The following is a 26739-nucleotide window of genomic DNA, read 5'->3' as shown; positions in this document are numbered from 1 at the left end:
ACCGGTCTTTCTTCTATAATATCAACATAGTGATATCAATACTAATCATACAGAAAAACAAAATAAAAAGCAAGTATTAAACTAACTAAATAAAAGATAAAAACGGTTTCTAATCCTCTATTAACTCATTAAGACGGTCAAATGTTAGTAAATTGACGAAATAGTTTGGTCTATCTTTCAAAAAATTGACTAAATACTTCAAATTTGTGACATTTTCTTCATCATAAAACAGAAAAGCCTGATCTGTGTTATCAGCTAAGAACTGATTGTATTGTTTAAATTGTTCTGGATTCTTATATGATGGAAAACAATATTTAACAAAATTAACTTGATTAAATCTTACTAATTTTTCTTGATTTGTATCATTCCAACTTTTGCCATGATCTTCAAAAATAAAAATTGTTGCAAGATTTATCGGGTAATCGCTTTTAAGCTCGTTACAAACTTCAAGAACCCAAAATTCAAAACCAAGATTTCCGGTAAAAATAAACCAATCAACGCCATCTTCAATATAAGCAATAATATCTTTTTTTATAGCTTTTTTGATCAAAGGAATTCGTTTGTCTTTATCTTGAAAAATGCCTAGGTCTGATGCTCGATAGCCACTAATTAGAATTGCAGTCATTTTATGTTAACCTTTCCGAAATTATGATATAATAAGAATGCTTAAATTTCTCATTAAGTCAATGAAGATAGGAGAACTATGGTTAACTACCCTCATCATCTTATACGGAAAAATGCAAGCCCTGTTCAAACAACAAAAAAAGAGTCCAAAATTGATTTTGCAAATCGAGGAATGACATTTGAAGCAGCAATCAATGCGACAAATGATTATTACCTTTCTAGACATCTTGCTGTTATCCATAAAAAACCAACACCTATACAAATTGTAAAAGTCGACTATCCACAAAGAAGTCGAGCAAAAATTGTAGAAGCCTATTTTAGACAAGCTTCTACAACAGATTACTCTGGTGTTTATAAAGGGTACTATATAGATTTTGAAGCCAAAGAAACACGGCAAAAAACTGCTATGCCAATGAAAAATTTTCATGCGCATCAGATTGAGCACATGGCTTCGGTTATAGAACAAAAGGGAATTTGCTTTGTCCTTTTACACTTTTCAACCCTGAAAGAAACTTATTATCTGCCAGCTGAAAAATTGATTGCTTTTTATCAAATCGATAAAGGGAATAAATCAATGCCACTTGATTATATCAAAAAAAACAGCTTCCCGATAATAATTGGAGCTTTTCCACAAGTTCCTTACTTAGAAATTATAGAAGAAAATTTTATAGGCGGTGATTACAATCAAAAATCCAACAGTTAAAAAAGTACTAAAATATGCACTCGCAGGAATTCTTAGTATCATTATTATTTCAATCCTTTTTGGTGGTCTTTTATTTGCATTCTACGTGAGCACAGCTCCAAAGCTTTCTGAAGCATCTCTAAAATCAACGAACTCCAGTTTGGTTTATGATGCCAACAATAAACTAATAGCTGATTTAGGCTCTGAGAAACGTGAAAATGTAACTGCAGACAGTATTCCTTTAAATTTAGTAAATGCTATTACCTCAATTGAAGATAAACGATTCTTTAATCATAGAGGTGTTGACCTTTATCGTATCTTAGGTGCTGCATTCCACAACTTAACTAGTTCTAGTACTCAAGGTGGCTCAACTCTTGACCAACAACTTATTAAACTGGCATATTTTTCAACTAAAGAATCTGACCAAACCTTAAAAAGGAAAGCTCAGGAAGTTTGGTTAGCTCTAAAGATGGAGCGAAAATATACCAAGCAAGAAATTCTGACGTTCTACATTAATAAAGTTTATATGGGAAATGGTAACTATGGCATGTTAACTGCCTCTAAGGCATACTATGGAAAAGACTTAAAAGATTTATCTTATGCACAATTAGCGCTGCTTGCAGGGATTCCGCAAGCTCCAAATCAGTATGATCCCTATATAAACCCACAAGCAGCAACAACTCGTCGTAATGTCGTTTTACAACAAATGTATTCTGAAAAGAATTTAACTAAGGCTGAATACGACAAAGCGATTAAAACGCCTGTTAACGATGGGTTACAAGCCTTAAAGCAAACCTCTAGTTATCCTAAATATATGGATAATTATCTAAAACAAGTCATTAATCAAGTAAATTCTGAAACCAACAAAGATATTTTCACATCTGGTTTAAAAGTCTATACTAACATCATCCCTGAAGCTCAAAAACGTCTTTATGATATCTATAATACCGAAGACTTCGTTTATTACCCAGACGATCAATTCCAAGTTGCTTCCACAGTTGTTGATGTAACAAATGGTCATGTTATTGCCCAATTGGGTGGTAGAAAACAAGACACAAACGTTTCATTCGGTACCAACCAGGCTGTCCTTACTGACAGGGACTGGGGATCAACAATGAAACCAATTTCCGACTATGGTCCTGCCATTGAGTCTGGTGCATACAATTCAACAGCACAGTCTACAAATGATTCTATTTACTTCTGGCCAGGAACACAGACCCAGCTATATAACTGGGATCGTCGTTATAATGGCTGGATGACCATCCAAACCGCCATTCAACAATCTCGTAACGTACCAGCCGTCAGAGCACTTGAAGCTGCTGGCTTAGAAACTGCTAAATCTTTCCTTAACGATTTAGGAATTGATTATCCAGAAATGAACTATTCTAATGCGATTTCAAGTAATAATAGTGGGTCAGGTGACAAATATGGTGCAAGTAGTGAAAAAATGGCGATGGCCTATGCTGCCTTTGCAAATGGTGGAACCTACTATAAACCACAATATGTTAATAAAATTGAATTTAGTGATGGTACTAAAAAGATCATAGAAAACAAAGGTAAGCGTGCAATGAAAGAAACCACTGCTTACATGATGACAGATATGATGAAAACAGTTTTAACTTATGGTACTGGGGTTGATGCCCAAATTCCTGGAGTTGTTCAAGCTGGTAAAACTGGTACATCAAACTATACCGATGAAGAATTAGCTAAAATTGAAGCTGAAACTGGTCTTTACCCTGACTATGTTGGTACTATGGCACCCGATGAAAACTTCGTTGGTTATACCAATAAATATGCTATGGCGGTTTGGACTGGTTATAGAAATCGTTTAACTCCGGTATATGGCAATGGCTTAAAAGTCGCTACAAGTGTCTACCGAAATATGATGTCTTATGTCACTGACGGCTATAGTGAAGACTGGTTAATGCCAACTGGACTTTACCGAAGTGGTGGTTTCCTCTATTTAAGTGGAACATATACAAGCAATAGCAACTATGGTAGCTCAGTTTATAACAACATCTACGGCAACTCTAGTAGCTCACAGTCTAATTCAGCTACTAATGATTCAAGTAGCACACCTTCATCAGCTCCTTCAAACTCCAATTCAACTAATAGTTCGGGAGCAAATTCAGGAAATACACCACCAGGAAATAATAATTCAAATGGGGCAACTCCTGGCAACGGAAATGGTAATGGTGTTAATAATTCAAATTAGTAACATAAAAAAAACGGAAATTTCCGTTTTTTTTTTATTTTGCTAAAGCTCCCATTGGATCCCATGGAGCTAATACTTGTGCCCGGCCTTCATAAGCGTTTAGTTCTTCTTCTGAAAGTAATTCTTTTCTTACAACAATTTGGTAAGTATAGTCATCCATCCAAGCATCCGAGGCAACAAAATACCCCTTTTTACCTACTTTTTCACCCCAAGAATTTTCAACTTTCCATTTCAACGGAGCCCCATATTGGTCTAAATCAACACCTGTTAGAACCATAGCATGCGTCATTAAACTTTCACTATAATCCAATCGTCCAGCTTTATCTTGACTTAATAAGATATCCATACTCGAAGTGAAATCATATGTATTTGTTGCTAGAATACCTTTTTTACGATCTGATACTTGACCAACATCGGAACCAAACCAGACAGTCTCACCATTCTTTAGTTGTTTAATAGCTAATTCCTTAAATCTATTCATTTCAAGGTTTAAATAGCGAACTTCCGGCCCACCAACAACATTTCCAAGCATTTCTACAATATAAGCTTTGCCAAATGGTTTATCACGTGTTGGCGCATTAATAACAGAAACATAGTCTGATAAATTGATACCAACATATTTCTCGTAAAACGCTTTTGGACTAATTCCTTTTTCTGATTGATAGTGATTATTCTTATCTCGGTAAGCAAAATCAAACTGACGAGGGGGCAAACCCAGATTCATAGCTAAAAAGTTAAACACTTCTGCCAATAACTCTTCCTTCTTCGTTTGTAGCTCACTATTAGTTTGCCCTGCCTCAAACATATCACGTAAAATCTGGGCATTTTGTCTTAACAGCTTGTTTAGAATGCTATTGAGTTCATTACTATTGCTTGATGAAACAGATTCAGGATAGACTGATTTAGGAACCACCCCATATTTTTCAAATAATCCTACTACCATATCCCACTGTCCACCATCCTGTTGAGGAACATCCAAAAGGAATTTAACCTTGCGACTCGATAATTGCTGATCTGCTGTTGCAATGACTTGTTCCATAAACCAGTTTGATTTTTCATATTTATCCCAAAAAAAAGTGTGAGCCTGCGATAATTCAAAATCTTCTAATTGATAGTCAGAAATTAATTTGTGTCGAAATGTATTTAAAGCTGCAAACATCCAACAACGGCCCGATGATTTTTGATTGGTTACTTTATCCTTTGTTAAATCAACTGAAAAGGTAAAGTCATTTTCAATTTCGCTTTGTCTAGTCTCTAAAGAGTGTAATAAACCATTATGGGTTACCGCATTTTCTATTGCTGAAAATTTTGCATTTGCCTCATATTGTTCATATAATTTTTCGGTAAAACTTTCGGTTAATTCTGCCATAATATCCTCCATTTCTTTATCACTCTTCTATTATATGACTTATTCATTTTTCTTCAACATAAAAAGTTAGGTTTCCCTAACTTTTTTATCTTTATTTCCAAAAATCATCAAAAATAGTAATTGGTAAATGTCTTTTATGTTTGCCCTTGTTCCACCAAGCCTCAATTTTTTCTTGAGACGCTTTACTAATTTGTTTTCCTTCTAAATAGTCATCTATTTCATCATAAGTCACACCTAATGCTACTTCGTCAGCAATTCCTGGTTTATTTTCTTCCAAATCAGCAGTCGGTACTTTTTCATAAAGGGATTTATTCGCTCCAAGCTCTTTAAGCAATTCTCTTCCCTGACGTTTATTTAATCGAAATAAAGGTAAGATATCTGCTCCGCCATCTCCAAACTTAGTAAAGAATGCTGTGACGTTTTCTGCAGCATGGTCTGTGCCAATCACTGCTCCACTTGTTTGTCCTGCTATGGCATACTGGGTAATCATGCGTTGTCTTGCCTTGATATTCCCTTTGTTGAAATCTGAAATATCAATACCTGCTTGTGCTAATGCTGCGACTTGAGAATCGACTGCATCCTTAATGTTAACCGTTAATGATTGATCGGGCTTGATAAAGGCTAAAGCCTTTTGAGCATCTGATTCGTCAGATTGTACACCGTAAGGTAGACGAACTGCGATGAATTGATAAGAGTCATCATTTTTCTCAGCTCTTAATTCAGAAATCGCTAGTTGAGCCAAACGACCAGCTAGTGACGAATCCTGACCTCCTGAAATTCCCAATACCATGGTTTTTAAAAAAGGGTGTTTTTGCATATAAGCTTTTAAAAAATCTACAGATTTCCTAATCTCTTCTAAGGGAACAATTGATGGTTTTACGCCTAATACCTTTATAATTTCAGTTTGTAATGTCATTTTAAATCACCTGTTCTCAAAGTTTCTTTTCGAATTTTATCAATAAGAGCCATTTTATTTTCCCAAACATCACGGGCCAAGTCAACTGGGTAATCCTGAGGGTTCAGGATACGTTTGTACTCATCCCATAAATTATCAAATTCACCACGGGCATAATTTTGAATATCCTGAAGACTCGGTAAGTCATAAACACGTTTTCCTTTTACAAAAATATCAACTAAAAGTGGGACTGCATCAAATTCTTTCACTACTTTATTGATATAAGTATAAGTTGGATGGAACATTTCAATTTCTTCCAATTGATTTACATCACAATCTGAAAATGTGACATAGTCTCCTTCAGATTTACCTTTAGCCCGACTTGTGATACGCCAAACTTGTTTTTTACCAGGAGTTGAAACTTTCTCTGCATTGTTAGAAAGCTTAATTGTATCATGCATTTGACCCTTGTCATCTTCAATCGAAACAATTTTATAAACAGCTCCTAAAGCAGGCTGATCATATGCCGTAATTAGTTTCGTTCCAACACCCCAAACATCAATTTTAGCTTTTTGCATTTTTAAACTAAGAATCGTTTCTTCATCCAAATCATTAGATGCGTAGATTTTAGCCTCAGTAAAACCAGCCTCATCTAACTGCTGACGAACTTTTTTAGATAGATAGGCTAAATCTCCTGAATCCAAGCGAACTCCTAAGAAATTTATCTCATCACCCAATTCTTTAGCCACTTTAATTGCACTTGGTACACCAACTCGTAACGTATCATAAGTATCTACCAAAAAGACGCAATCTTTGTGACTTTTAGCATAAGCTTTAAAAGCTTGGTAATCATTTCCATAAGTTTGAACTAAAGCATGAGCATGCGTTCCTGAAACAGGAATATCAAAGAGTTTTCCAGCTCGCACATTACTTGTAGCATTTGCTCCACCAATAACTGCTGCACGCGTTCCCCAAATAGCTGCATCCATTTCTTGAGCACGTCGTGTCCCAAATTCAAGTAATGGCTCATCTTCAATAACTGAACGAATACGCGCTGCTTTAGTAGCAATTAAGGTTTGAAAGTTAACAATATTCAATAAAGCCGTCTCTACAAGTTGGCACTGGCCAAGAGGCCCCTCAATTTGCACTATAGGTTCATTGGCAAAAACCAAATCACCCTCTTTGGCAGAGCGAACACTTAACTCCAATGTCATCTGAGATAAATAATCTAAAAAAGCTTGATTATAGCCTAAATCTTTTAGATAAGCTAAATCTGTCTCTGAAAACGATAAATTCTCAAGATAGTTAACTATTCTTTCTAAACCTGCAAAGACAGCATAGCCATTTTCAAAGGGCTCCTTACGAAAATAAACTTCAAAAACTGCATTTTTATTGTGGATGCCCTGCTCAAAATAAACCTGCATCATATTTAACTGATATAAATCAGTGTGAAGTGTCAAACTGTCATCTTTATACATCGAGGTGACTCCTTTAAATTATTGTTATTATTATAACATAATTTTGATTTGCCCAGAGCTGTCATTGATTGCATATCATGCAAAACACAACAAAAAGGGATGATTAACATCCCTTCTATTATTTATTATAACGCTTATTACAATAAACACCGAAAACAATAATCCATATAGTTGCACCAATAGCACCAATATAAGTTGAACTTTGTAAGAACAAGGATACAAAAACTAGAGCAAAGAATGCTAATGTAATTGGTGTTGTTACTTGATAAGCTGGCATTAGGAAACCATCTGGCATAAAATCAGCTGATTTCCGGTATTTCCAATGAGCAATCATTGTTAAGGCATAGATAGCTATATAAACTCCTGAAGACGAAGCAGCAATTAAGGTAAAGGCATCTGAGATACCTGGAATAATATTAATAACAGCTGAAATACCGACAATGATGGCTGAGAAGATGATAGCACGACTAGGAACACCTTGTCTTGATAATGTATTTAATTTCAAACCTGTTGTTAATTTATTTGGGTTCTCATTTGCTATCTGATACATATGACGTCCTGTCGAATACAAGACAGAATTTAATGCTGAGGCTGAAGATGTTAACACAACAAAGTTAATGAGTGCCGCAGCCCATTTGATTCCTAGTAACTTAAAGACCATAACAAATGGTGATTGTTCAACAGGTAATTGATGCCAAGGAACAATAGCCATAATTGAAATCAAAGATCCTACATAAAAAATAACAATACGAACTGGAATATCTTTAATGGCCTTTGGCAGTACTTTTCTTGGATTAGCAGTTTCAGAAGTTGTTATCCCTACAAACTCAATAGCTTGATAAGCAAAGAATACCATTTGGAATCCCATTAGAAATTTTAGTATCCCATTAGGAAAAAGTGAAAAGTGACTTCCAATATTAGCAAGGCTAGCATGACCAGTCGGTGTTTTAAAGCCAGTCATTACCATAAAAATACCAGTAGCAATCAAAGCAAGAATAGCCACAATTTTAATCATTGCAAACCAAAATTCAGTTTCTCCAAACAAACGAACCGCAATCAGATTAACTGAAGCCAGAATTGCTAGAAATACCAATTGAATTAACCAAGAATGCCAGTTGGGAAACCAATACTGAACATAGGTCCCTACAGCTGTAATATCGGCCATTCCGATAAACACCAAAGATACCCAGTAAGATAATCCAGAAAAATGTCCCCAACCAGGTCCAATATATTTTGTAATAAAGTTAATAAAGGTATGTTGGTCTGGGTCATAGTATAACATTTCACCAATAGCACGCATCATCAAGTACATGAAGATACCTGTAAGGATATAAATGAATATAATGGAAGGTCCTGTTAAAGCAATTGAGCGACCTGCCCCCATAAATAAACCTGTTCCAATTGTACCTGCAATAGCAATTAACTGGACATGACGATTCTGTAAACCACGAACCATCCCATTTTCAAGTTCATTTTGTTCTGACTGTTTTTCTTTTGACATTCTTTACTCCGTTCAATAAAATATGATTATTATACTATATTTTCAGAAAATTGACAACATTATATTTAAATCATATTGGCAAAGACCAATCACTTCTTCAATGACTGGTCTTTAGTCTTACTTCTCTACTGATAAATTTTCGATATAATGGTAGACGCCTTGTCCTGCGATAGCACCATCACCGACTGCAGTTGTGATTTGTCTTAAATCTTTTTGCCGGACATCCCCGATAGCAAAAATTCCTGGCGACTTAGTACGCATATGGTCATCTGTCTCAATCCAACCTTCTGTATTACAGATACCTAAATCTGTAACCATACTTGTCACTGGTATCATTCCTACATAGATGAAGACTCCACCAAATTCATGTTCAGTTACTTGACCAGTTTTGACATTTTTAATAGCTACTGATGAAACCTTGATATCACTACCTTTAATTTCGTCAACGACTGAATCCCAAATAAAGCTAACTTTGTTATTAGCAAAAGCACGATCTTGTAAGATTTTCTGAGCTCGTAATTGATCTCTGCGATGTACTACTGTTACAGACTTGGCGAATTGCGTCAAATAGATAGCTTCCTCAACTGCTGAATCACCCCCACCAACAACTAATAGGTCTTGATTTCTAAAGAATGCACCATCACAAACGGCACAATAAGATACGCCTCGGCTAGTATAAGTTTCTTCACCAGGAACACCTAAGAGCTTGTATTTTGCTCCAGTTGCCATAATAATAGTCTTAGCATCATAATGCTCATCATCAGCCCAAACACGTTTAATATTACCCAAATCTTCGACCTTTTCAACAATTCCATAGATGTGTTCTACATGGAACTTTTCAAGTGGTTCAAACATTTTCATTGATAATTCAGGTCCAGTGATATTATCATATCCTGGATAATTTTCAATTTCAGAGGTATTATTCATTTGTCCACCAGGGGCACCTTGTTCGATAATACCAACTTTGAGATTACTTCTCGCTGCATATAAAGCAGCTGTCATTCCCGCTGGACCTGATCCAATAATTAATGTATCAAACATGATTAATTCTCCTTATAATGTTTTCTGTCATCATTTTATCAATGCTATTAATGTAATGCAAAGTTTATGATTTCAAGACAATCAAAATACTCATATATGCAAAGGATACAATTGGAATCAAGATAATTGCAATTGTAATCATTTCATAAAGAAAAGTTTGCTTTTCTGAAGCTGTTTTATCTTTTTTACTTCTTGCTCTAAGTAGCGTCCAAAGGCAGCAAATAATAAGGACAGTTATAGATGATAATATTAGCCCTTGTACGTATAGACCAAATAATTCTTTTAACATCGCTTCCTTCTCCTACCAATACGTTTATTTTTTCCTTACCTTGTGGCCTCACAAGAAAAAGTCTAGGCTGACCCAGACTTATCTATTATATCAAAATATTTGTAAAAAAAATAAATTATAAAACGGAATTTGTAGATTTCATAAAGAAAGCTTTCGTCCGTTCTTCTTTCGGAGCTTTGAACATTTCTTCTGGTGTCCCTGATTCAATCACTTTCCCTTGATCCAAAAATAGGACCTTATCTGCCACCTGATAGACAAAATTCATATCATGACTCACTAAAATCATTGTCTGTCCTGCCTCTGCAGCAACTGCAATTGCCTTCTCAACTTCTAATACCAACTCTGGATCCAAAGCTGAAGTTGGCTCATCAAGTAGTAAAACATCTGGCTTCATAGCTAGTGCACGCGCCAAAGCAACACGTTGTTTTTGCCCTCCCGATAGATGTCTTGGGTAGTGATTTTGGCGATCCGCTAAGCCAACCTTCGCTAATTCTTCCTGAGCAATAGCTGTCGCTTCAGTATCAGACAGTTTTTTAACGACAGTTAGACCTTCTTTAACATTTTCCAGTGCAGTCCTACGTTCAAAGAGATTAAATTGCTGGAAAACCATTGCTAATCGACGTCTCAAAAAGAGTATGTCGTCACCACTTATCTTTTCAAAATCAAAAAAATCTTCTCCAATTGTTAGTTGCCCTCTATCTGGTTTTTCTAGAAAATTAAGACTTCTAAGAAATGTTGATTTTCCAGCCCCTGATGAGCCAACTAAAGCAATAACCTGTCCTTTTTCGATCGTTAACGAAATATCATCTAGAACCTTTTGTCCTGAAAAACTCTTACTTAAATGTGAAATGGTAATCATTAGCGTAATTCCCCCATCATCTTATCATTGATTTGTTCCGGCGCCTTGATAGCCATTCGTCGCTCAATAGAAGCACCAAGCTGTTCAATAAAAAAGCTAATCATCCAATAGATGAGGGCCACAGAAATATAGCGCTCAAAATAACGGTAATCTGCACCACCAAGAATCTGAGCTTGAGCAAACATTTCAACAATTCCAGCATTAAAAGCTAACGAGGTTCCTTTAGTTAAGCCAATCAAACCATTAATCAACGTTGGGGTAGCAACAACTGCAGCATTTGGGATAATCACACGTTGATAAACTTGCCTATTAGACATGCCTAGACTTTTAGCTGCTTCAATTTCTCCTTCATCTACTGAAAGAATGGCTGCGCGAATAGTCTCACTCATGTAAGCTGCCTCATTAAAGGCAAAAGCTGTAATTGCAAAGACTGACGCAGGAATGGCATTAATGTTCCAATGAAGTCCATAAGTAAGGTTCAAATATTTTAGGAATAGCGGTATGCCATAGTAGGTCAACATCAACTGAACAAGTATTGGAGTCCCTCGTAAAAAACTGACAAAGACTGCCTGAATAGGATACAGTACTTTAACCCGATTGATTTTTACAATTGCAAAAAGAAGGGCTAACAGTAAGCCAATTATTGCTCCAATAATCGTAAGTAACAAGGTAATCGGAAGTCGATTCATGATATCAGGAATGGCATCAAAAACTGCACGCCAGCTAAACAATTTTCCTTCTGGAATGTTAGCTGTTAATTGATGAAACCAGTCCCAAGAACTGGCTAAATATAAGTGGGACATGACAACTCCTTTTGGTAATAGTAAACTATAGTTTATCACTACTTAGTATTTCTGTAAAATATGAATTTACTATGGGGACAATAGAAAAATCTTATCACCAAATGTGATAAGATTTTCATTTATTTAAGAGATGAAACAAAATCTCCTTCAAAGAAAGTTTGACTAAGTTTTGTTAATTGTCCTGATTTTTTCAAAACTTTAAGGCGTTGATTTACAAAAGATTGCAGTTCTTGACCCTTGTCGTCTTTAGAAAAAATAAAATACTCTAAACCATCCTTGTCATCACCGACCGTCCCCTTTAAATTCGTTACTTTTAAGTCAAAGCCTTGATCTTTGATTGCAGTTTTTAAAGAAATAGCGTCATATAACAAGAAATCCAGTTGTCCATCTTCAAGCATTTGTAAACGCTGTGTATAGGGCGTTGATGAACCTGCATAAGTTAAGTTAATAGATTTCTTATCTGGATGCTCTTTATTCCATTTTTCCATTACTTGCATATAATTAGCCCCAGAGATTCCTTGTGTTTTCTTACCAGACAAATCTTTTAATGTTGAAATTTTAGTTTTTCCTCTAGTCGCGATAGCAAAATTTGATTTAGAAATGGGACTAGAAAAAAGATACTTTGCTTCTCTTTCTTTACTATAGGCAAAATCATTGGCTGCAATCTGGTACCGGCCTGCATCTATTCCTGTTAATATAGATGGGAAGGCAACTGTTTGAATTTCCAATTGGTATTTTTTTGATCCCTTAAAAACAGCTTTTAAGACTTCGATATCATAGCCGGTATCTTTTTTACCATCCTTATATGTAAATGGTTTTGTTGCACTATCTGTCGCAACTATCACTTTTTCCTTGGAATCAGCTTTTACCGTTGAAACACTAAGTGCCACAAGCAAAAAAATAAGTCCTAATATGCCAGTTATTATTTTTTTCATCTCTTTGACCTCTTTGTATTGATATCATTATCCTATCAAAAAATGAATTAACTAGCTAATATAGCTTTTCTATCAGGGTAATTATAAAAACCTATCACAAAAGGAGCCTACTTAGACTCCCTCATAGTATTATTAAAAAGTTTGTTTTTTAGCTTTACGTTCAGCCCTACCTTTGGCACGGCCTTCTGCACGACGTTCCTTACGACGTTTTTCATCAACAACCCATTGAATTTTTTTCTTATAAGCCGGTTTAACTTTTTTCTTTTTCTTTTTAACCAAACCAATCATTTCCGTATCAAGTTTTTTGTAAGATTTTTCTCTTGATTGGCGACGGTCGCGGTCATAAGTATCTTCAAAATGCCCATTTTTTAGCATTTTTGGTACAAATTGAATCCCTAATTTTTCAAGTTCTTTGATATCTGAGTCATCACTTGGTTTATAAAGTGTAATGGCAATACCTGACATCCCATTTCGTCCAGTACGACCGACACGGTGAACAAAGAAAGATAAATCTTGTGGGATAGCATCATTAATAATATGACTAACACCCTCAATATCAATCCCACGCGCTGCTAAATCAGTCGCAACGATATATTGATAATCAAGTTTTTTCACTTGATTCATAATCCGTTTGCGCTCTCTTGGCGGAACACCCCCATGAATTTTTGCAACCTTTAAGCCATTTGCAACAAGGAAAGAGTGTAGTTCATCTGCTCTTTCTTTTGTATTAACAAATAGCATGGCTAAATAGGGAGTCATATTTTGAAGAATTGCTAAAATCTGACTATTGTTATCACGCCCTTTAGTTGACACTAACCAATTATCAATGGTATCCGCAATCACAGTCTGCGTCTTGATTTGTTCAATAACTGGGTTTGTCAAATATTTCTTCAAAAATGGCTGTAATTTTTGAGGGATTGTAGCTGAAAAGACAAGGATTTGCACCGCTTTTGGAAGAGCTGACGCAATCTTGTCAACAGTATCCAAAAATCCCATATCCATGGTCATATCAGCTTCGTCAACGACAAATGTAGTAGCTTTATGAATTTCCAAATCACCAGATTTGACTAAATCATAGATACGACCAGGTGTTCCAACTACAATATGTGGTTGAGAAACTTTTAATTTTTCAATCTGGCGCTGTTTATCCGTACCTCCAACGTAATTGACAAGACGAATTTCTTTTTCTGAGAAACTTGCAATTTGTTTTGCTGCATTAAATATCTGCGTTGCTAATTCCCGGCTTGGCGCAGTTATTAAAACTTGAACATGTGATTGATTTTCATTTAATTTTTCAAAAATTGGTAATAAGAAAGTATGTGTTTTTCCTGACCCTGTTTTTGATTCACCGACTAAATCACGTCCTGAATTGACAATTGGTATTAGTTTTTTCTGAACGTCTGTTGGTTCAGTAAATTTGATAGCATCCAAGGCCTCTTGGATGTATTGCTTAAAATTATAATCTTTAAATGACATAGTAACCTCTTCTTCTCTCATATTATAACATTAAAGGCTTAGACAAGCAAAATGCAGTGCATCATCTGCACTGCAAATCACTTTATACATATAATACTGCTAAAACAATTAAACTAGCAACTAAACCGACTGACCATAAGAAGGCATCAACCTTCCATTCTGACCAACGATCTGATTTTCCAGTAAGTCCACCTAGTTCTAAATGATGGTGAAAGGGTGTCATTCTAAAAATACGACGACCTTCTCCAAATTTTTTCTTCGTGTATTTAAAATATGAAACTTGCATCATCACAGAAGTTGTTTCAAATACGTAAACAATCCCAATGATAAGCAGGGTCCATTCCTGACGCAAAGCAATAGAGATAGCAGCAAGCATAGCACCTAATGCTAAACTACCGACATCACCCATAAAGACCTTGGCAGGCTTGTGATTGTAAAAAAAGAATCCTATTAGTGCCCCAATCATAACACCAATCAATAAGAGAACATCAAATTGCTGTTGAAGATAGGCAATGATACCATAGGCGAAAAGTGAAATAACGACAGAAATCGATGCTAAACCATCAATACCATCCGTCAAATTGACAGCATTAGAGAATCCAACCACCCAAAATAAGACAAAGAGAACATAAAACACACCTAAAGGTAATTGATATCCTAATATATTGACAGCATCTATACCACTTGGTAAAACATGTAATAAGTAGAAAATTAATCCCCCTACAATTTGCAAAGCAAATTTTTGCCTAGCGGTTAAGCCTTCATTTTTTTGTTTAAATATCTTTAAAAAATCATCTAGAAAACCAATTAAGCCATAAATAACAACGACAGATAGGATTCCTGAAATGAGCCCCAAACTACTTCCTTGACGGTAAAATAGTAAGGCAAAAACAAAGGACACTAGAGTTGCGACAAGAAGGAAGACCGTCCCACCCATTGTTGGTGTACCTGCTTTGGCTAAGTGCTGTTTAACATCTTCATGCATTTGTTGCCCACCAATTTTTTTCAATTGATAGTACTTTATAAAAAATGGCATGACAAGAGCAGTCAATACTAATGATATGATTGCCGCTATGATTGTTAAAAACATGTTAATCTCCTAGTGTAATTGTTATTTTTTTAATCTTATGAAGCGATTTACCGACTTCCGCATTCTGTTTCGTTACTCTCCCAGAACCAGAACCCTTATAGCTTACTTCAATTCCAGTCCATTTAGCAAATTTTTCAACATTTGATTTGGTCCAACCATACATATCTGGGACTGTCGTTAATTTATCAGTCAGAATCAAAAGTTGTTGATTCTCTACCAAATTAGTCCCCTTACTCTTAGACATTTTGACAATCTTCCTGCCAGTTCCAAGAACAATTGGTTGCACTAAATTTTGACGTAATTCATCTGCAGTAGCTCCAGGAGATTGACCAATAAAATCAGGCAACTTATATGCTGTTCCTTTTTTAGCATCAGCGGGAGGCTCAGCCAGAGTTTCTTGCATGAGGTAGGCTTCTTCTAAGACAGGATTAACTACATCTTGCCAAAATAAACCTGACCAGTGTTCAGGCTGCTGAACAGTGACATACATAATAAAGTCTGGGTTGTCAGAAGGAACCATAGCCACTACTGAAAAGACGTAGTTTGTTTGACCACCTTCTAGGTAACCACTACCATTTTCTGCTGCAATTTGGGCCGTTCCTGATTTAACGGCGACCGGTAAATCACCAACCTTAATAATTGGTCCAGACGATTTCGAATAGAGAGTTCCAAAAACAGGGTCAGTTCCAACGGTCACCATATAATCTCTGGTCTCGCTAGCAGCTTTCTTTGAGACAGGTTTTCCTATCACTTCTTTTCGTGATGTACGATAGCTTCCATTATTAGGATCGTAGATTTTACTAATAAATTTAGGCTCTAGCATGACACCGTTATTTGCAATAGCTGAAAACGCCCTTAACATTTGAATTTCTGTAACTGAAATACCCTGTCCAAAAGCACTCATTGCTTGCGTAACAATATTATCCCCTGGGAAAATCCCTGACTCTTCATCGCCTATCCCAAATCGTGTAGGGAAACCAAACTTGAATTTAGACAAATAGTCTAACCAAGTCTTCCCACCCATCTTTTGTTCCAACTTGGTCATTCCGACGTTACTGGAGTATGCAAAACCTTGAGCATATGTCATATACTGACCAGTTGAGATACCTTCATTAATTGACCAGTCTTGGATCGTTGCGTCTGCAATGGTCAAACCATTAGCATTGCTATAAACATCATTGGGCTTAAAAATGCCATTATCAATAGCAGACGCTAGTGTCATAACTTTCATTGTTGATCCAGGTTCAAAGTTGTTTTGATAAAGCGCACTTTTCCAATTATAATTTTTATTATTTAAGCCTTCTAAAGTATCTGCATTATAGCTTGGTCGTTGAGAAGTGGCAAGAATTTCACCTGTTTTAGCATTTACAAGAGTTGCACTTGAAAGTACACCTTTAGCTTTTTTTTGGAATACATCCATCTGAGCTTCTAAGAAGGTTTGGATTGGCTCAGAAATTGTTGTATAGACATCTTTTCCATCAATAGCTTTTTTGACTGTCTTACCTGTTCCTAATAAGGTATTGCCATTTCTATCTTTTTCATAGGTGATCGTACCATCTTTTCCAGATAAAGTACTATCCATTGAAGCTTCTAAACCAGTTTTACCAACTAGACTCTTACTGCCATCCTTATTTTCATGGAGTGAAGCTAAACCTATAAATTCTGAAGCAAAGGTTCCATTTGGGTACATGCGTCCCGGACTAGTTGTAAAAGCAACACCTTTTATTTTAGCCTCTTCCATCTCTTTTCGGATGGTGGTCATCTTACTATATGAGATACCTGAACCTGGTGTGCCAAAGGAAACTTGAAATAAGCCACTTCGCCTTAATTGTTTGATAACATCTTTTTTCTTAATTTCTAATTGTTTATTTAAAATAGTAGCCACGGTATCAAACTGTGAGGGCTGAACGTATAATTTTTCACCTGTAGCCGAAACGAATGATTTGTCCAAAACAGCATAAATACTATAAGTTGTCGAGTCAACAGCTATTGCTATACCATTGCGATCATAAATAGTCCCACGCTTTGCTTGCACTGTCACTGTTTCTTGATAAACATTTTTTGCGCCCTCAGAAAGATTAACCCCAAATTTTCTATCTGTTCCAATAATAATAACAAAATTGATAATAAAAACAAAAAAGAGAAAGATACTTAAAATCATCATGTTCTGACCAACATGTTCTCGATTTTTTACAGGTGTTTTACGATCACGAACAGCGTAATCTATAAAACCTTTAATCAATTTATTCATCGCCTATTTAACCTTCTTAATATTATCGTTATGGTTACTTAAACCACCTTTGCCAGCAATGTCAACGATGCGATCCCGTCGTGATAATTCATTGACCTCTTGTCTGGCATTGTTAAGTTCCGTTTGCTTATCATCAATTTTACTATTAAGAGATGTGATATCTTGTTGTAACTGTAACTTACGGCTTTGTAAAAAGATGATACTAATAGACATGGTAATTGCTGTCACAATTAAAGCAGTATAAAAAGCCTTCTCAACTCTAGAGAAAGTTTGTATTCTCTTTTGCAATGCCGATGTTACTTCTTGACTTCGTTTTTCATTGTTCATAGTTTATACCCGAATTTTTCTTGCGACTCGCAATTTTGCCGAGTGTGCCCGATTATTTGCCTCTAACTCCTCTGGGCTGGGCAGAATCGGTTTTCTTGAAATCAACTCAAACTTTGGTTGAAGATGTTCTGGAATAATTGGAATGTTCTTTGGAACGTCAATACTGCTGGCTTCTTTAAATAATTGTTTCGTTAATCGATCTTCTAAAGAGTGAAAAGTTATGACTGAAATACGACCATCTAAAGCTAAAAGCTCCATTGCATCTTGAATAGACTCTTCTGCTGCGCCTAATTCATCATTAACTTCTATACGAATCGCTTGGAAAATTTGCTTAGCTGGATGCCCTTTTTTCTTAAGTTCCTTGGCTGGTTTTGCTGACTTAATCAGCTCCGCAAGTTCAGTTGTGGTTTCGATAGACTTGATTTGTCTAGCTTGTTCAATTTTTCTTGCAATCTGTTTAGAGAATTTATCTTCACCGTAACGGAAAAAAATACGAACCAAGTCATTAAAGTCATAATTATTAACAACCTCAAATGCAGTTAAATCAGCATCCGTATCCATCCTCATGTCTAATGGTGCATCTTGTCGATAAGAAAAACCACGTTCTCTTTCATCAAGTTGTGGACTAGAAACTCCTAAATCATATAAGATGCCATCTATTTCTGTTACACCAAAGCTAGCTAATCTAGACTTGAGATTCCTAAAATTATCCTTGATAAAGGTGACTTGCCCCTTGTCAACATAGGTTTTCAAAAAGACCTGTGCATTATCAATTGCTTTTTGATCTTGGTCAAAGCAATACAAATGCCCATTATCATCTAATTGAGATAATAAATATGCTGAATGACCAGCACCCCCTAAAGTAGCATCAACGTAGATGCCATTGGATTTTACGTTTAACATATCAACAGTCTCATTAAGAAGGACTGTAACATGATGGAATTCTTTTGTCATAACTTTAATTCTAACACATTTTAGGTATTAAGAAAACAAAAAGGAGAACTGTAAGCGCTCGACTTAACAGTTCTTTTTTTACTGCCTAATTTGTCCATTTCCATTAATATAATATTTACTACTGGTTAATGCTTCTAATCCCATTGGACCTCTAGCATGCATTTTTTGGGTTGAAATACCAATTTCAGCACCTAATCCAAACACAAAACCATCGGTAAAGCGTGTAGAGGCATTAACATAGACAACGGCTGCATCAACCAATTCTTGAAACTGCTCTGCCGATTCTAAATCCTTAGTAATAATAGCTTCTGAATGGTGACTACTATAGTGATTAATCCATTCAATAGCTTCTTCCAAATCAGAAACAACTTTAACTGACATAACATAGTCTAAAAACTCGGTCGCAAAATCCGCTTCTTTTGCAGGAACTGCCTCTGTAAACAAAGGTAGAGCCTTGTCATCTGCTCTAAATTCAATGGGATGAACTGTTGCTAATTCAGCCTCTAAACGAGGAATAAATGTTGCTGCAATCTTTTCATGAATAACCAAGCCTTCTGCAGCATTACATACACTAGGGCGTTGCGTTTTTGCATTAATGACAATTTGGGTGGCCATATCAATATCTGCCGACTGATCGACATAAATATGCACATTGCCAACACCCGTTTCAATCACAGGAACTTTTGCTTTTGCCTTAACTGTCTGGATGAGATGGGCGCCTCCTCTAGGAATTAGTACATCAATATAATCTGTCGCTTGCATAAGTTCTTCTGCTAACTCATGAGAAGGATCTTCGACTAATTGAATAGCATTTTCTGGTAAACCAGCTGACTTCAAAGCTTTTTGAACAAGAGTGACTAAAGCTTTGTTTGAATACAAGGCATCTCTTCCGCCTCTTAAAATAATAGCATTATTAGTTTTGAAAGCTAAGCTAAACGCATCAATTGTAACATTTGGTCGACTTTCAAAAATCATTGCAATGACACCTAGTGGCACACGTTTTTGCATGATTTTTAAGCCATCAGTATTTGTATAGCCTTTAATAATCTGACCAATCGGATCAGCTAATTCAGTAACTTGTTTCAACCCTTGCCCCATTGAGGATATACGGTCTTTGTTTAATAGCAAGCGATCACGCATAACCTCTGAAATACCATGATCTTGTGCTTTTACAAGATCCTTGGCATTTTCACTAATAATTAGTTGGCTTTCTGCTTCAAGGAAATCTGCCAGAGTCAATAAAAATTTATTTTTTTCTTGACTAGAAAGTCTTAACAATTGCTTGCTTGCTTCTTTTGCTTGTTGTCCAAGCTTTTCAATAACAGTCATATCCTATACTCCTAACTTTGAATAAACCAAGTTCCAATCATTTGACCCTCTAACACATTTAGAATATCTCTCGGATTAGCCCCATTCATCAATATCATTTGCCCATTATTTTCAAAAACAATTTGCGCCGATTGAACCTTACTTAGCATGCCACCTGTTCCAAACTTACTGCCTGCGCCTCCAGCTTGGGAGATGATTTCTTCTGTAATGGCGTTAACCTGGTGACGAAGAATGGCATCATCAAAAATTGTCGGGTTTTTATCAAATAAACCATCAATATCTGAGAGCATGATCAACAAGTCTGCTTTTGTTATGTTCGATACAATTGCAGAAAGCCTATCATTATCCCCAAATTTAGTGGCATGATCCATCTCATCTACGCTAACAGCATCATTCTCATTAACAATTGGAACAATGCCCATCGCAATTAAACTTTCAAAAGCATTCGTAACATTAAGTAAGCTTTCTGGAAAAATAACCACATCCTGTGTTAAGAGAATTTGAGACACATTGGTTTGGTAATGCGAAAAAATTTGTGAGTATAAGCTCATCATAGCCACTTGACCAACACTTGATACGGCTTGTTGTTGCGCCAAATCACTCGGTCGTTTGTCCATTTTTAAGATATCAAGTCCAAATCCCATTGCACCTGATGAGACTAAAATAATTTCTTTTCCTTTATTTACCAAAGTCGCAATGACAAAAGCTAACTGATCAATTTTTTCTAAATTTATTTTCCCATTGGCTTGGACCAATGAGCTAGTACCAATTTTAATGACAATACGTTTTACTAATTCAAAATTCCGTTTCTTCATATTCTGATTATATCAAAAAAACAGCTGTAAAAACTGCTTTTCTGATTATAATTCTTATTCCTTAATAATATCTAATTTATCCCAGAATTTAATTTTGAGGACATATTGGCAAATTGCCAAACTAATCATTATAGCGATAAATAAGATTACATTGATAAGTAATGCTTGTTTTGAAATGAGTGATAATATGACGACCAATGCAATTAACCCACTGCCTAAAATCATGCCACCGAACATAATCCCCATCATTTGCCACTGACTATTACCTCTTGTGAAGAGTTGTGAAATATCCTGCCAACGAAGACTGAGGTAGCGATAATCTCTTCTATACATAACTTGACCTTGAATGAAGGCCTGCACTGAGTAACCCAGGACAAACATCAGTGTCATTAACAGATTTACTTTTAAAACAAGACTGCTAAAAATGATATAGAAGACAATCGGTAGACTGACCTGAAGGACATAAAGTACCATAAATTTTTGCATTAGAAATTGCTTCATATTGAATGGCAAGGCTTTGATAAAAATAAAATTTTCCTTCTCTAATGAAATAGCTACCCCTAAAAAAGTGGTCTGGCTTGTCCCCATTACCGCAAGAATAATTCCCGTAAGAAATGCCAAACCAAAATAAGAGGAACTTAAAAATTGACCAAGGTTCACCCCGCTTTTTAATAAGGGAACAAGCATGGATACAATAAAAATGAAGGGCATTAGGTATGTTTGAATAATCAAACTTGCATTTTGAATAGTTGACAAATGGTGTCTGATCATCACTTGTTTTAAACTTTCACCAGAAAAATTCCTGTTAGTAACTTTTTTCTGAGGATTAGCTTTAGTCTTTGGTATACTATACAAGGTTTCTTGAAAGTATTTTGGCATAATGCTTTTGACAACACCCATAATCATTGCGAGAATGAGTAATAAAGGCAACCAAAAGTTCAATACTGCCTGACTTGAAAATGGCGAAGCAATAATATAATAGTAGCCAGAAAAAAATGGAATCTGACTTCTATCAATGAGTTCACTTACTTGCATCCTTGTATTATTTGTAAAGTTCAAAAAGAAAATCAAACCAATTGAACCTATGGCTGACAAGGACATCAAAATCGTCGAAATCAATTTTCTCCTTGAACTTCTAAGAATTACCTTCCCCACCCAAGAATTAATATATAAGGAAAAAACAATTGAACTAATCAACAATATGACAAATATGAACAGAGCAATTGGAATAGCCCAAAAATTTCCAAGTATTTGCCAATAAGCAATAATAAAGAGTGACAAAAGTGGCATCAAAAACATCGAGCCCAGACCAAGCGAAGAGATGACTTTTGCCATATAAATTTCAGATGATTTAATCGGCATATGCACATACAGCTTCAGATCGTTACTCTCATAAAAAATAGTATAGAGTGCCGTAAAAGATGATAGTGTTGCCATAATGAAGAAAAGGGCAATATAAAACGAAAAGTAACCTGGATATTTATTAAAATCTATCCCAATAAACATGAAGGCATAAATAAATAAAAATACAAGAACCATAACTGATTGCTGCTTAAGTGTTTCTTTATAGGCTACAAAATGTTTTTGCGGATTTTTTTCTTGTTTCTTCTTAATCGCTGCCATGGTTTGTGGACTGGAATAAAGAAGGTTTATTTTAACTAATTCCCAAATTGTTGACCAATGCATAATCAGTCCTCCTCTTTGGCATTGCGCCCTGCTAACTCAAGGTAAATTGTTTCTAAATCTTTATCTGGGTAATTTTCTTTCAATTGATTCAAGGTCCCTAGGAAAATTAATTTTCCTTGTTTCAAGATAGCTAAACGATCACATAGTTGCTCTGCCACTGACAAGACATGGGTTGAAAACAAGACAATATTGCCAGAATCAGCATGTTCCCGCATCATGGCTTTCAAATCAAATGCAGCCTGTGGATCAAGCCCCGTTAACGGCTCATCAAGTACCCAGATTGCAGGATTTGAGATTAAAGCGCCAATCACAATGGTCTTTTGTCTCATGCCATGAGAGAAGCTATCAATGGTACTATTGATATCATGCTTAATATCAAACAGTTCACTTAGTTCACTAATTCGTTCTTCAGCTATTTGAGCTGGAACATTATAAATTTTAGCTAAGAAATGCCAGTACTCATTGGCTGTTAGGTTGAGAAAAACATCTGGTGAATCTGGTACATAACCAATCTGCTTTTTAATAGCATCACGATTATCACTAAGTAGTTGTCCGTTAACTAACACGTCGCCATATGATGCTTCAATAATTGAAGTTAAGATACTTAAAGTTGTTGTTTTCCCAGCGCCATTATGACCAAGTAATCCAAAAATTTCCCCATCATTAATGGTTAAGTTTAAGTCACTTAAAGCTTCCTTTTGGTCATAAATCTTAGAGATATGTTTAAATTCTATCATAATGTCATTCCAATCTATTTTTACAATCTGGATTAAAGCTATTAATTAATCACTATATTTTACTAATGTTTTTTTCAAAGCAAACAGAGACTGTGGCAATTGCATGTTATTTAATGCGAGATAATGATCAACTTGATAATTCAACTGTTTAGCAACTAACATGGGGTTTTGATTTTTGATTAAATCATTTGAAGCAGTAATCAGATAGAGCGAAATTTGATTATTTTCTCTTATCTCTGGACTATCAAATGCTAATTTAATTTGTTTATAGATATTCTGTCTAACTTTTTCCATAAGCTCTCCAACCTTTTTGTACGTTTAAGTTAATACAACTCTATAAAAGTATCATATGCTTTTTTTGCTTGTTTGTCAACGGTAGCAAAGTTCATCCCTAACAAAAAAGACTGGTTTCCCAGTCTTTCATTGTTACTATTATTATAATGATTTATACAAGTTAACAGCATTTTCTACAGTGAAACCATACTCATCAAAGATACGGTTACCTGGTGCAGAAGCGCCCCATGTATCAATTGTTAAAGTAGTTCCTTGTAAGCCCACATATTTTGCCCAACCAAAGCTTGATGCAGCTTCAATGGCTAAACGTTTTGTGATGTTTGTTGGAAGTACTTCTTCTTTGTACACAGCAGATTGGTCATCAAAAATATTTTGTGATGGCATTGACACCACACGAACATGAATGCCTTGTTCTGCTAAAGCTGCTTGAGCATCAAGTGCTAATTTAACTTCAGAACCAGTAGCAATAATAATACCTTCTAGCTCACCTTTTGCCTCTGATAAGATATAAGCACCTTTATTAAGGCCTTCTTCTGCCAATTCATTAGTTCCTTCAAGAACTGGTAAATTTTGACGTGTAAGAACAAGCATTGTCGGTTTAGTTGTTTCCGCTAATGCACGTTTCCATGCAGCATTTGTTTCATTTCCATCCGCTGGACGAATAACGTTTAAGTTTGGCATTGAACGAACACTTGCTAACTGTTCAATTGGTTCATGAGTTGGTCCATCTTCACCAACTGCAATCGAATCATGTGTCATGACATACATTGTTGGTAAGTTCTGGAGAGCCGCCATACGAACAGCTGGTAATAGGTAGTTTGAGAAAACAAAGAATGTACCTCCATAAACACGTGTTCCACCATGAAGCGCAATACCATTCATCGCTGCTGCCATTGCAAATTCACGAACACCAAACCAAATGTTACGTCCTTCATACTGGCCAGGTTGGAAGTCTGTTTCAGCTTTAACCATGGTGTTGTTAGAAGCAGATAAGTCTGCTGACCCACCCCAAAACGATGCAACTTGCTCAGAGATTTGTTGAATAGCTTCTTGGCTAGATACACGGCTAGCTTTTGAAGAACCAAGTTCGTGCGCAGCTAATTCTACAGAGGTAGCTTCATTTGAGAAAGCTTCTTTGTATGCACTAGCAAGCTCTGGATAGTCAGTTTCGTATTTTGCAAAGAGTTCATTCCAAGCATTTTCAGCTGCTTCACCACGGGCTTGCAAGCCTTCTGCAAAGCGTGCTTTAACTTCTTCTGGTACAAAGAAATCGTCATAAGTCCAGTTATAGGCATTTTTAGTGAATTTAACACCTTCAGCTCCAAGTGGTGCACCATGAACGGCAGATGTTCCTTGTTTTTCGGCACCAAAACCAATAATTGTTTTAACTTCGATGATAGTTGGTTTGTCACTCTCAGCTTTTGCTTCTTCGATAGCTTTTGCAATAGCTTCTAAATCATTGCCATCTTCAACAAGTAGATGTTGCCATCCATAAGCTTCAAAACGGTCTTTAACTGATTCTGTGAAGGCTTGTGATGTTGGTCCATCTAATGAAATATCATTTGAATCATAGAACAAGACTAATTTGCCAAGTTTCAAGTGTCCTGCAAGACTAGCTGCTTCTTGGCTGACACCTTCCATCAAATCACCATCCCCATTCAAGGTATAAGTGTAATGGTCAACAATCTCAAATCCTGGTTTATTATATTTAGCTGCAAGATGTGCTTCTGCCATTGCCATTCCGACAGCATTAGCAATCCCTTGACCTAAAGGTCCAGTTGTTGCTTCAACACCATCAGTGTGGTTAACTTCTGGATGTCCAGGTGTTTTTGAACCCCATTGACGGAAATTTTTAAGATCGTCAATGGATAAGTCATATCCTGCAAGATGTAACAAACTGTAAAGCATAGCTGAACCATGTCCTGCTGATAAAATAAAGCGATCTCGGTTTGTCCAGTTACGGCTGGTTTTTGGATTTACTGTCATAAAGTTATTCCAAAGAACATAAGCCATTGGCGCTGCACCCATTGGTAAACCTGGATGTCCTGAGTTTGCGGCTTGAATAGCGTCCATTGAAAGTGTGCGGACAGTGTTTACTGCCAACTGGTCAACTGCATCGAATATCATAAGTAAAAACCTTTCTGTTTTTGCATCAAAATGTTTTGCTTTCGCTAACTATTGTATCATATTTTATCTATTTATTTGATGATTTTTGTGAAATCATTACTTTAAAATTTACTCAAAAATATACTGATAAGGAAACCTAGTTGACGTTTGTCAACTAGGCTCTGACTTATTTTTTAAAAGAAGCCCAATCTTTCATAAATTGGTCAATCCCATTTGTTGTTAATGGGTGAGCACTCATCTTTTCAAAAACACTATCAGGAATTGTTGCAATATGGGCACCTATTTGGGCTACCGCTTCAACGTGAGCTGAATTACGGATACTTGCTGCAATAATTTCTGTTTCAAAACCATATAAATCAATAATCTCACGAAGATCCTCAATTAATTGATAAGGATCTGATCCAATATCTTCAAGTCGGCCGACAAATGGACTGATATAGGTTGCGCCAGCCTTCATAGCCATAAGCCCTTGAGAAACTGTAAAGACAAGTGTTACATTTGTTTTTATTCCCTCTTGAGATAAAACATTTGTTGCTTTTAGCCCTTCAGTTGTCATTGGAATTTTAACAACAACATTTTTATGCCATTTAGCCAATTGACGAGCTTCTTCAATCATTTCATCAGCAACTAAACCTGTCACTTCCGCAGAAATTGGACCATCAATAATCTCACAGATTTCTTTAATAACTGTTTCAAAATCTCTACCTTCTTTAGAAATTATACTTGGATTTGTTGTCACGCCATCTACGAGTCCAAGTTCATTAATAGCTTTAATAGCGTCAACATTTGCAGTATCTAGGAAAAATTTCATCTTATCCTCCAAAAAAATTTGATGTAATGTAAGGTTCTCACTAAGAGAACAGAGTAATATGTCTAATTATAGTATAAGTGTCAACTGATTTAATTTAAAGTCCAACTATTACACAGTTTAGTGTTCAGGAATAGGCGATTCAGCAAACCAC

The 26739-nt window shown here is 35.9% G+C and carries 24 protein-coding genes; 2 read left to right on the top strand and 22 right to left on the bottom strand.

What is annotated here, in order from left to right:
* Window positions 1-109 precede the first annotated feature (109 nt).
* Window positions 110-625, bottom strand: a complete 516-nt coding sequence (locus ACVRZD_RS05095; RefSeq protein ID WP_037625572.1) for an SLOG family protein — start codon at window positions 623-625, stop codon at window positions 110-112.
* Window positions 626-703: 78 nt separating this feature from the next.
* On the opposite strand from ACVRZD_RS05095, the gene recU reads away from it, so the two are divergent.
* Entirely contained in the window at window positions 704-1327 is a 624-nt protein-coding gene (gene recU / locus ACVRZD_RS05090; protein ID WP_037625574.1) for a Holliday junction resolvase RecU, read from the top strand.
* Window positions 1299-3521 carry a penicillin-binding protein PBP1A gene (pbp1a, locus tag ACVRZD_RS05085; RefSeq protein WP_447450326.1) on the top strand — a complete coding sequence of 741 codons (2223 nt, stop codon included), beginning with the start codon at window positions 1299-1301 and terminating at the stop codon, window positions 3519-3521. Before recU ends, pbp1a begins: the two co-directional genes overlap by 29 nt.
* Before the next feature lie 34 nt (window positions 3522-3555).
* Here the strand turns inward: pbp1a and pepC are convergent, their stop codons facing one another.
* The 21 genes from pepC to fsa all read right to left on the bottom strand — a co-directional run bounded on the left by pepC (window position 3556) and on the right by fsa (window position 26588).
* Entirely contained in the window at window positions 3556-4890 is a 1335-nt protein-coding gene (pepC, locus tag ACVRZD_RS05080) for an aminopeptidase C (protein WP_037625577.1), read from the bottom strand.
* A gap of 91 nt (window positions 4891-4981) precedes the next feature.
* Window positions 4982-5806 carry an NAD(+) synthase gene (gene nadE / locus ACVRZD_RS05075; protein WP_037625579.1) on the bottom strand — a complete coding sequence of 275 codons (825 nt, stop codon included), beginning with the start codon at window positions 5804-5806 and terminating at the stop codon, window positions 4982-4984.
* On the bottom strand, window positions 5803-7263 hold the full coding sequence (locus tag ACVRZD_RS05070) for a nicotinate phosphoribosyltransferase (protein WP_447450325.1): 1461 nt from the start codon (window positions 7261-7263) through the stop codon (window positions 5803-5805). The genes nadE and ACVRZD_RS05070 overlap by 4 nt, the downstream gene beginning before the upstream one ends.
* A 118-nt stretch (window positions 7264-7381) precedes the next feature.
* Complete coding sequence (locus tag ACVRZD_RS05065; RefSeq protein ID WP_037625582.1) at window positions 7382-8764, bottom strand: amino acid permease; 1383 nt, start codon at window positions 8762-8764, stop codon at window positions 7382-7384.
* 117 nt (window positions 8765-8881) lie between these two features.
* Complete coding sequence (trxB, locus tag ACVRZD_RS05060) at window positions 8882-9805, bottom strand: thioredoxin-disulfide reductase (RefSeq protein ID WP_037625584.1); 924 nt, start codon at window positions 9803-9805, stop codon at window positions 8882-8884.
* A 64-nt stretch (window positions 9806-9869) separates the two neighbouring features.
* Entirely contained in the window at window positions 9870-10094 is a 225-nt protein-coding gene (locus ACVRZD_RS05055; protein ID WP_037625586.1) for a DUF4059 family protein, read from the bottom strand.
* 115 nt (window positions 10095-10209) lie between these two features.
* Entirely contained in the window at window positions 10210-10953 is a 744-nt protein-coding gene (locus ACVRZD_RS05050) for an amino acid ABC transporter ATP-binding protein (RefSeq protein WP_037625588.1), read from the bottom strand.
* Entirely contained in the window at window positions 10953-11756 is an 804-nt protein-coding gene (locus ACVRZD_RS05045) for an amino acid ABC transporter permease (RefSeq protein ID WP_037625589.1), read from the bottom strand. Before ACVRZD_RS05045 ends, ACVRZD_RS05050 begins: the two co-directional genes overlap by 1 nt.
* Window positions 11757-11875: 119 nt before the next feature.
* Window positions 11876-12691 (bottom strand): transporter substrate-binding domain-containing protein, encoded by an 816-nt coding sequence (locus ACVRZD_RS05040; RefSeq protein ID WP_037625591.1) that lies wholly within the window; start codon window positions 12689-12691, stop codon window positions 11876-11878.
* A 132-nt stretch (window positions 12692-12823) separates the two neighbouring features.
* Complete coding sequence (locus ACVRZD_RS05035; protein ID WP_037625593.1) at window positions 12824-14167, bottom strand: DEAD/DEAH box helicase; 1344 nt, start codon at window positions 14165-14167, stop codon at window positions 12824-12826.
* A gap of 82 nt (window positions 14168-14249) precedes the next feature.
* Entirely contained in the window at window positions 14250-15257 is a 1008-nt protein-coding gene (mraY, locus tag ACVRZD_RS05030) for a phospho-N-acetylmuramoyl-pentapeptide-transferase (RefSeq protein ID WP_447450324.1), read from the bottom strand.
* 1 nt (window position 15258) lies between these two features.
* Window positions 15259-17508 (bottom strand): penicillin-binding protein PBP2X, encoded by a 2250-nt coding sequence (gene pbp2x / locus ACVRZD_RS05025; RefSeq protein WP_037625597.1) that lies wholly within the window; start codon window positions 17506-17508, stop codon window positions 15259-15261.
* Window positions 17509-17511: 3 nt separating this feature from the next.
* Entirely contained in the window at window positions 17512-17835 is a 324-nt protein-coding gene (gene ftsL / locus ACVRZD_RS05020; protein WP_037625599.1) for a cell division protein FtsL, read from the bottom strand.
* Window positions 17836-17838: 3 nt separating this feature from the next.
* The gene (rsmH, locus tag ACVRZD_RS05015) at window positions 17839-18789 is read right to left on the bottom strand and encodes a 16S rRNA (cytosine(1402)-N(4))-methyltransferase RsmH (RefSeq protein ID WP_037625600.1); all 951 of its coding nucleotides are present in this window, start codon (window positions 18787-18789) and stop codon (window positions 17839-17841) included.
* A gap of 78 nt (window positions 18790-18867) precedes the next feature.
* Window positions 18868-20118: a glutamate-5-semialdehyde dehydrogenase gene (locus tag ACVRZD_RS05010; RefSeq protein WP_037625602.1), complete on the bottom strand. Its 1251-nt coding sequence runs from the start codon at window positions 20116-20118 to the stop codon at window positions 18868-18870.
* 11 nt (window positions 20119-20129) lie between these two features.
* Complete coding sequence (gene proB / locus ACVRZD_RS05005) at window positions 20130-20933, bottom strand: glutamate 5-kinase (protein WP_447450323.1); 804 nt, start codon at window positions 20931-20933, stop codon at window positions 20130-20132.
* A 54-nt stretch (window positions 20934-20987) separates the two neighbouring features.
* Window positions 20988-22619, bottom strand: coding sequence for an ABC transporter permease (locus tag ACVRZD_RS05000; RefSeq protein ID WP_037625605.1), 1632 nt, complete (start codon window positions 22617-22619; stop codon window positions 20988-20990).
* A 2-nt stretch (window positions 22620-22621) separates the two neighbouring features.
* Window positions 22622-23356: an ABC transporter ATP-binding protein gene (locus ACVRZD_RS04995; protein WP_037625606.1), complete on the bottom strand. Its 735-nt coding sequence runs from the start codon at window positions 23354-23356 to the stop codon at window positions 22622-22624.
* A gap of 45 nt (window positions 23357-23401) precedes the next feature.
* The gene (locus ACVRZD_RS04990) at window positions 23402-23650 is read right to left on the bottom strand and encodes a bacteriocin immunity protein (protein ID WP_037625607.1); all 249 of its coding nucleotides are present in this window, start codon (window positions 23648-23650) and stop codon (window positions 23402-23404) included.
* A 141-nt stretch (window positions 23651-23791) separates the two neighbouring features.
* A complete protein-coding gene (gene tkt / locus ACVRZD_RS04985) occupies window positions 23792-25777 on the bottom strand; it encodes a transketolase (protein WP_447450322.1) in 1986 nt (661 codons plus the stop codon).
* 166 nt (window positions 25778-25943) lie between these two features.
* Window positions 25944-26588: a fructose-6-phosphate aldolase gene (gene fsa / locus ACVRZD_RS04980; protein ID WP_447450321.1), complete on the bottom strand. Its 645-nt coding sequence runs from the start codon at window positions 26586-26588 to the stop codon at window positions 25944-25946.
* Window positions 26589-26739: the final 151 nt, after the last annotated feature.

Source organism: Streptococcus hongkongensis, assembly GCF_053206145.1.
This window is presented reverse-complemented; position numbering and strand designations above follow the sequence as displayed.

Coding starts and splice junctions, on each gene's coding strand:
- ACVRZD_RS05095 (WP_037625572.1), bottom strand. CDS start 625: ATGACTGCAATTCTAATTAGTGGCTATCGAGCATCAGACCTAGGCATT.
- recU (WP_037625574.1), top strand. CDS start 704: ATGGTTAACTACCCTCATCATCTTATACGGAAAAATGCAAGCCCTGTT.
- pepC (WP_037625577.1), bottom strand. CDS start 4,890: ATGGCAGAATTAACCGAAAGTTTTACCGAAAAATTATATGAACAATAT.
- nadE (WP_037625579.1), bottom strand. CDS start 5,806: ATGACATTACAAACTGAAATTATAAAGGTATTAGGCGTAAAACCATCA.
- ACVRZD_RS05070 (WP_447450325.1), bottom strand. CDS start 7,263: ATGTATAAAGATGACAGTTTGACACTTCACACTGATTTATATCAGTTA.
- ACVRZD_RS05065 (WP_037625582.1), bottom strand. CDS start 8,764: ATGTCAAAAGAAAAACAGTCAGAACAAAATGAACTTGAAAATGGGATG.
- trxB (WP_037625584.1), bottom strand. CDS start 9,805: ATGTTTGATACATTAATTATTGGATCAGGTCCAGCGGGAATGACAGCT.
- ACVRZD_RS05055 (WP_037625586.1), bottom strand. CDS start 10,094: ATGTTAAAAGAATTATTTGGTCTATACGTACAAGGGCTAATATTATCA.
- ACVRZD_RS05050 (WP_037625588.1), bottom strand. CDS start 10,953: ATGATTACCATTTCACATTTAAGTAAGAGTTTTTCAGGACAAAAGGTT.
- ACVRZD_RS05045 (WP_037625589.1), bottom strand. CDS start 11,756: ATGTCCCACTTATATTTAGCCAGTTCTTGGGACTGGTTTCATCAATTA.
- ACVRZD_RS05040 (WP_037625591.1), bottom strand. CDS start 12,691: ATGAAAAAAATAATAACTGGCATATTAGGACTTATTTTTTTGCTTGTG.
- ACVRZD_RS05035 (WP_037625593.1), bottom strand. CDS start 14,167: ATGTCATTTAAAGATTATAATTTTAAGCAATACATCCAAGAGGCCTTG.
- mraY (WP_447450324.1), bottom strand. CDS start 15,257: ATGTTTTTAACAATCATAGCGGCAATCATATCATTAGTATTGACTGCT.
- pbp2x (WP_037625597.1), bottom strand. CDS start 17,508: ATGAATAAATTGATTAAAGGTTTTATAGATTACGCTGTTCGTGATCGT.
- ftsL (WP_037625599.1), bottom strand. CDS start 17,835: ATGAACAATGAAAAACGAAGTCAAGAAGTAACATCGGCATTGCAAAAG.
- rsmH (WP_037625600.1), bottom strand. CDS start 18,789: ATGACAAAAGAATTCCATCATGTTACAGTCCTTCTTAATGAGACTGTT.
- ACVRZD_RS05010 (WP_037625602.1), bottom strand. CDS start 20,118: ATGACTGTTATTGAAAAGCTTGGACAACAAGCAAAAGAAGCAAGCAAG.
- proB (WP_447450323.1), bottom strand. CDS start 20,933: ATGAAGAAACGGAATTTTGAATTAGTAAAACGTATTGTCATTAAAATT.
- ACVRZD_RS05000 (WP_037625605.1), bottom strand. CDS start 22,619: ATGCATTGGTCAACAATTTGGGAATTAGTTAAAATAAACCTTCTTTAT.
- ACVRZD_RS04995 (WP_037625606.1), bottom strand. CDS start 23,356: ATGATAGAATTTAAACATATCTCTAAGATTTATGACCAAAAGGAAGCT.
- ACVRZD_RS04990 (WP_037625607.1), bottom strand. CDS start 23,650: ATGGAAAAAGTTAGACAGAATATCTATAAACAAATTAAATTAGCATTT.
- tkt (WP_447450322.1), bottom strand. CDS start 25,777: ATGATATTCGATGCAGTTGACCAGTTGGCAGTAAACACTGTCCGCACA.
- fsa (WP_447450321.1), bottom strand. CDS start 26,588: ATGAAATTTTTCCTAGATACTGCAAATGTTGACGCTATTAAAGCTATT.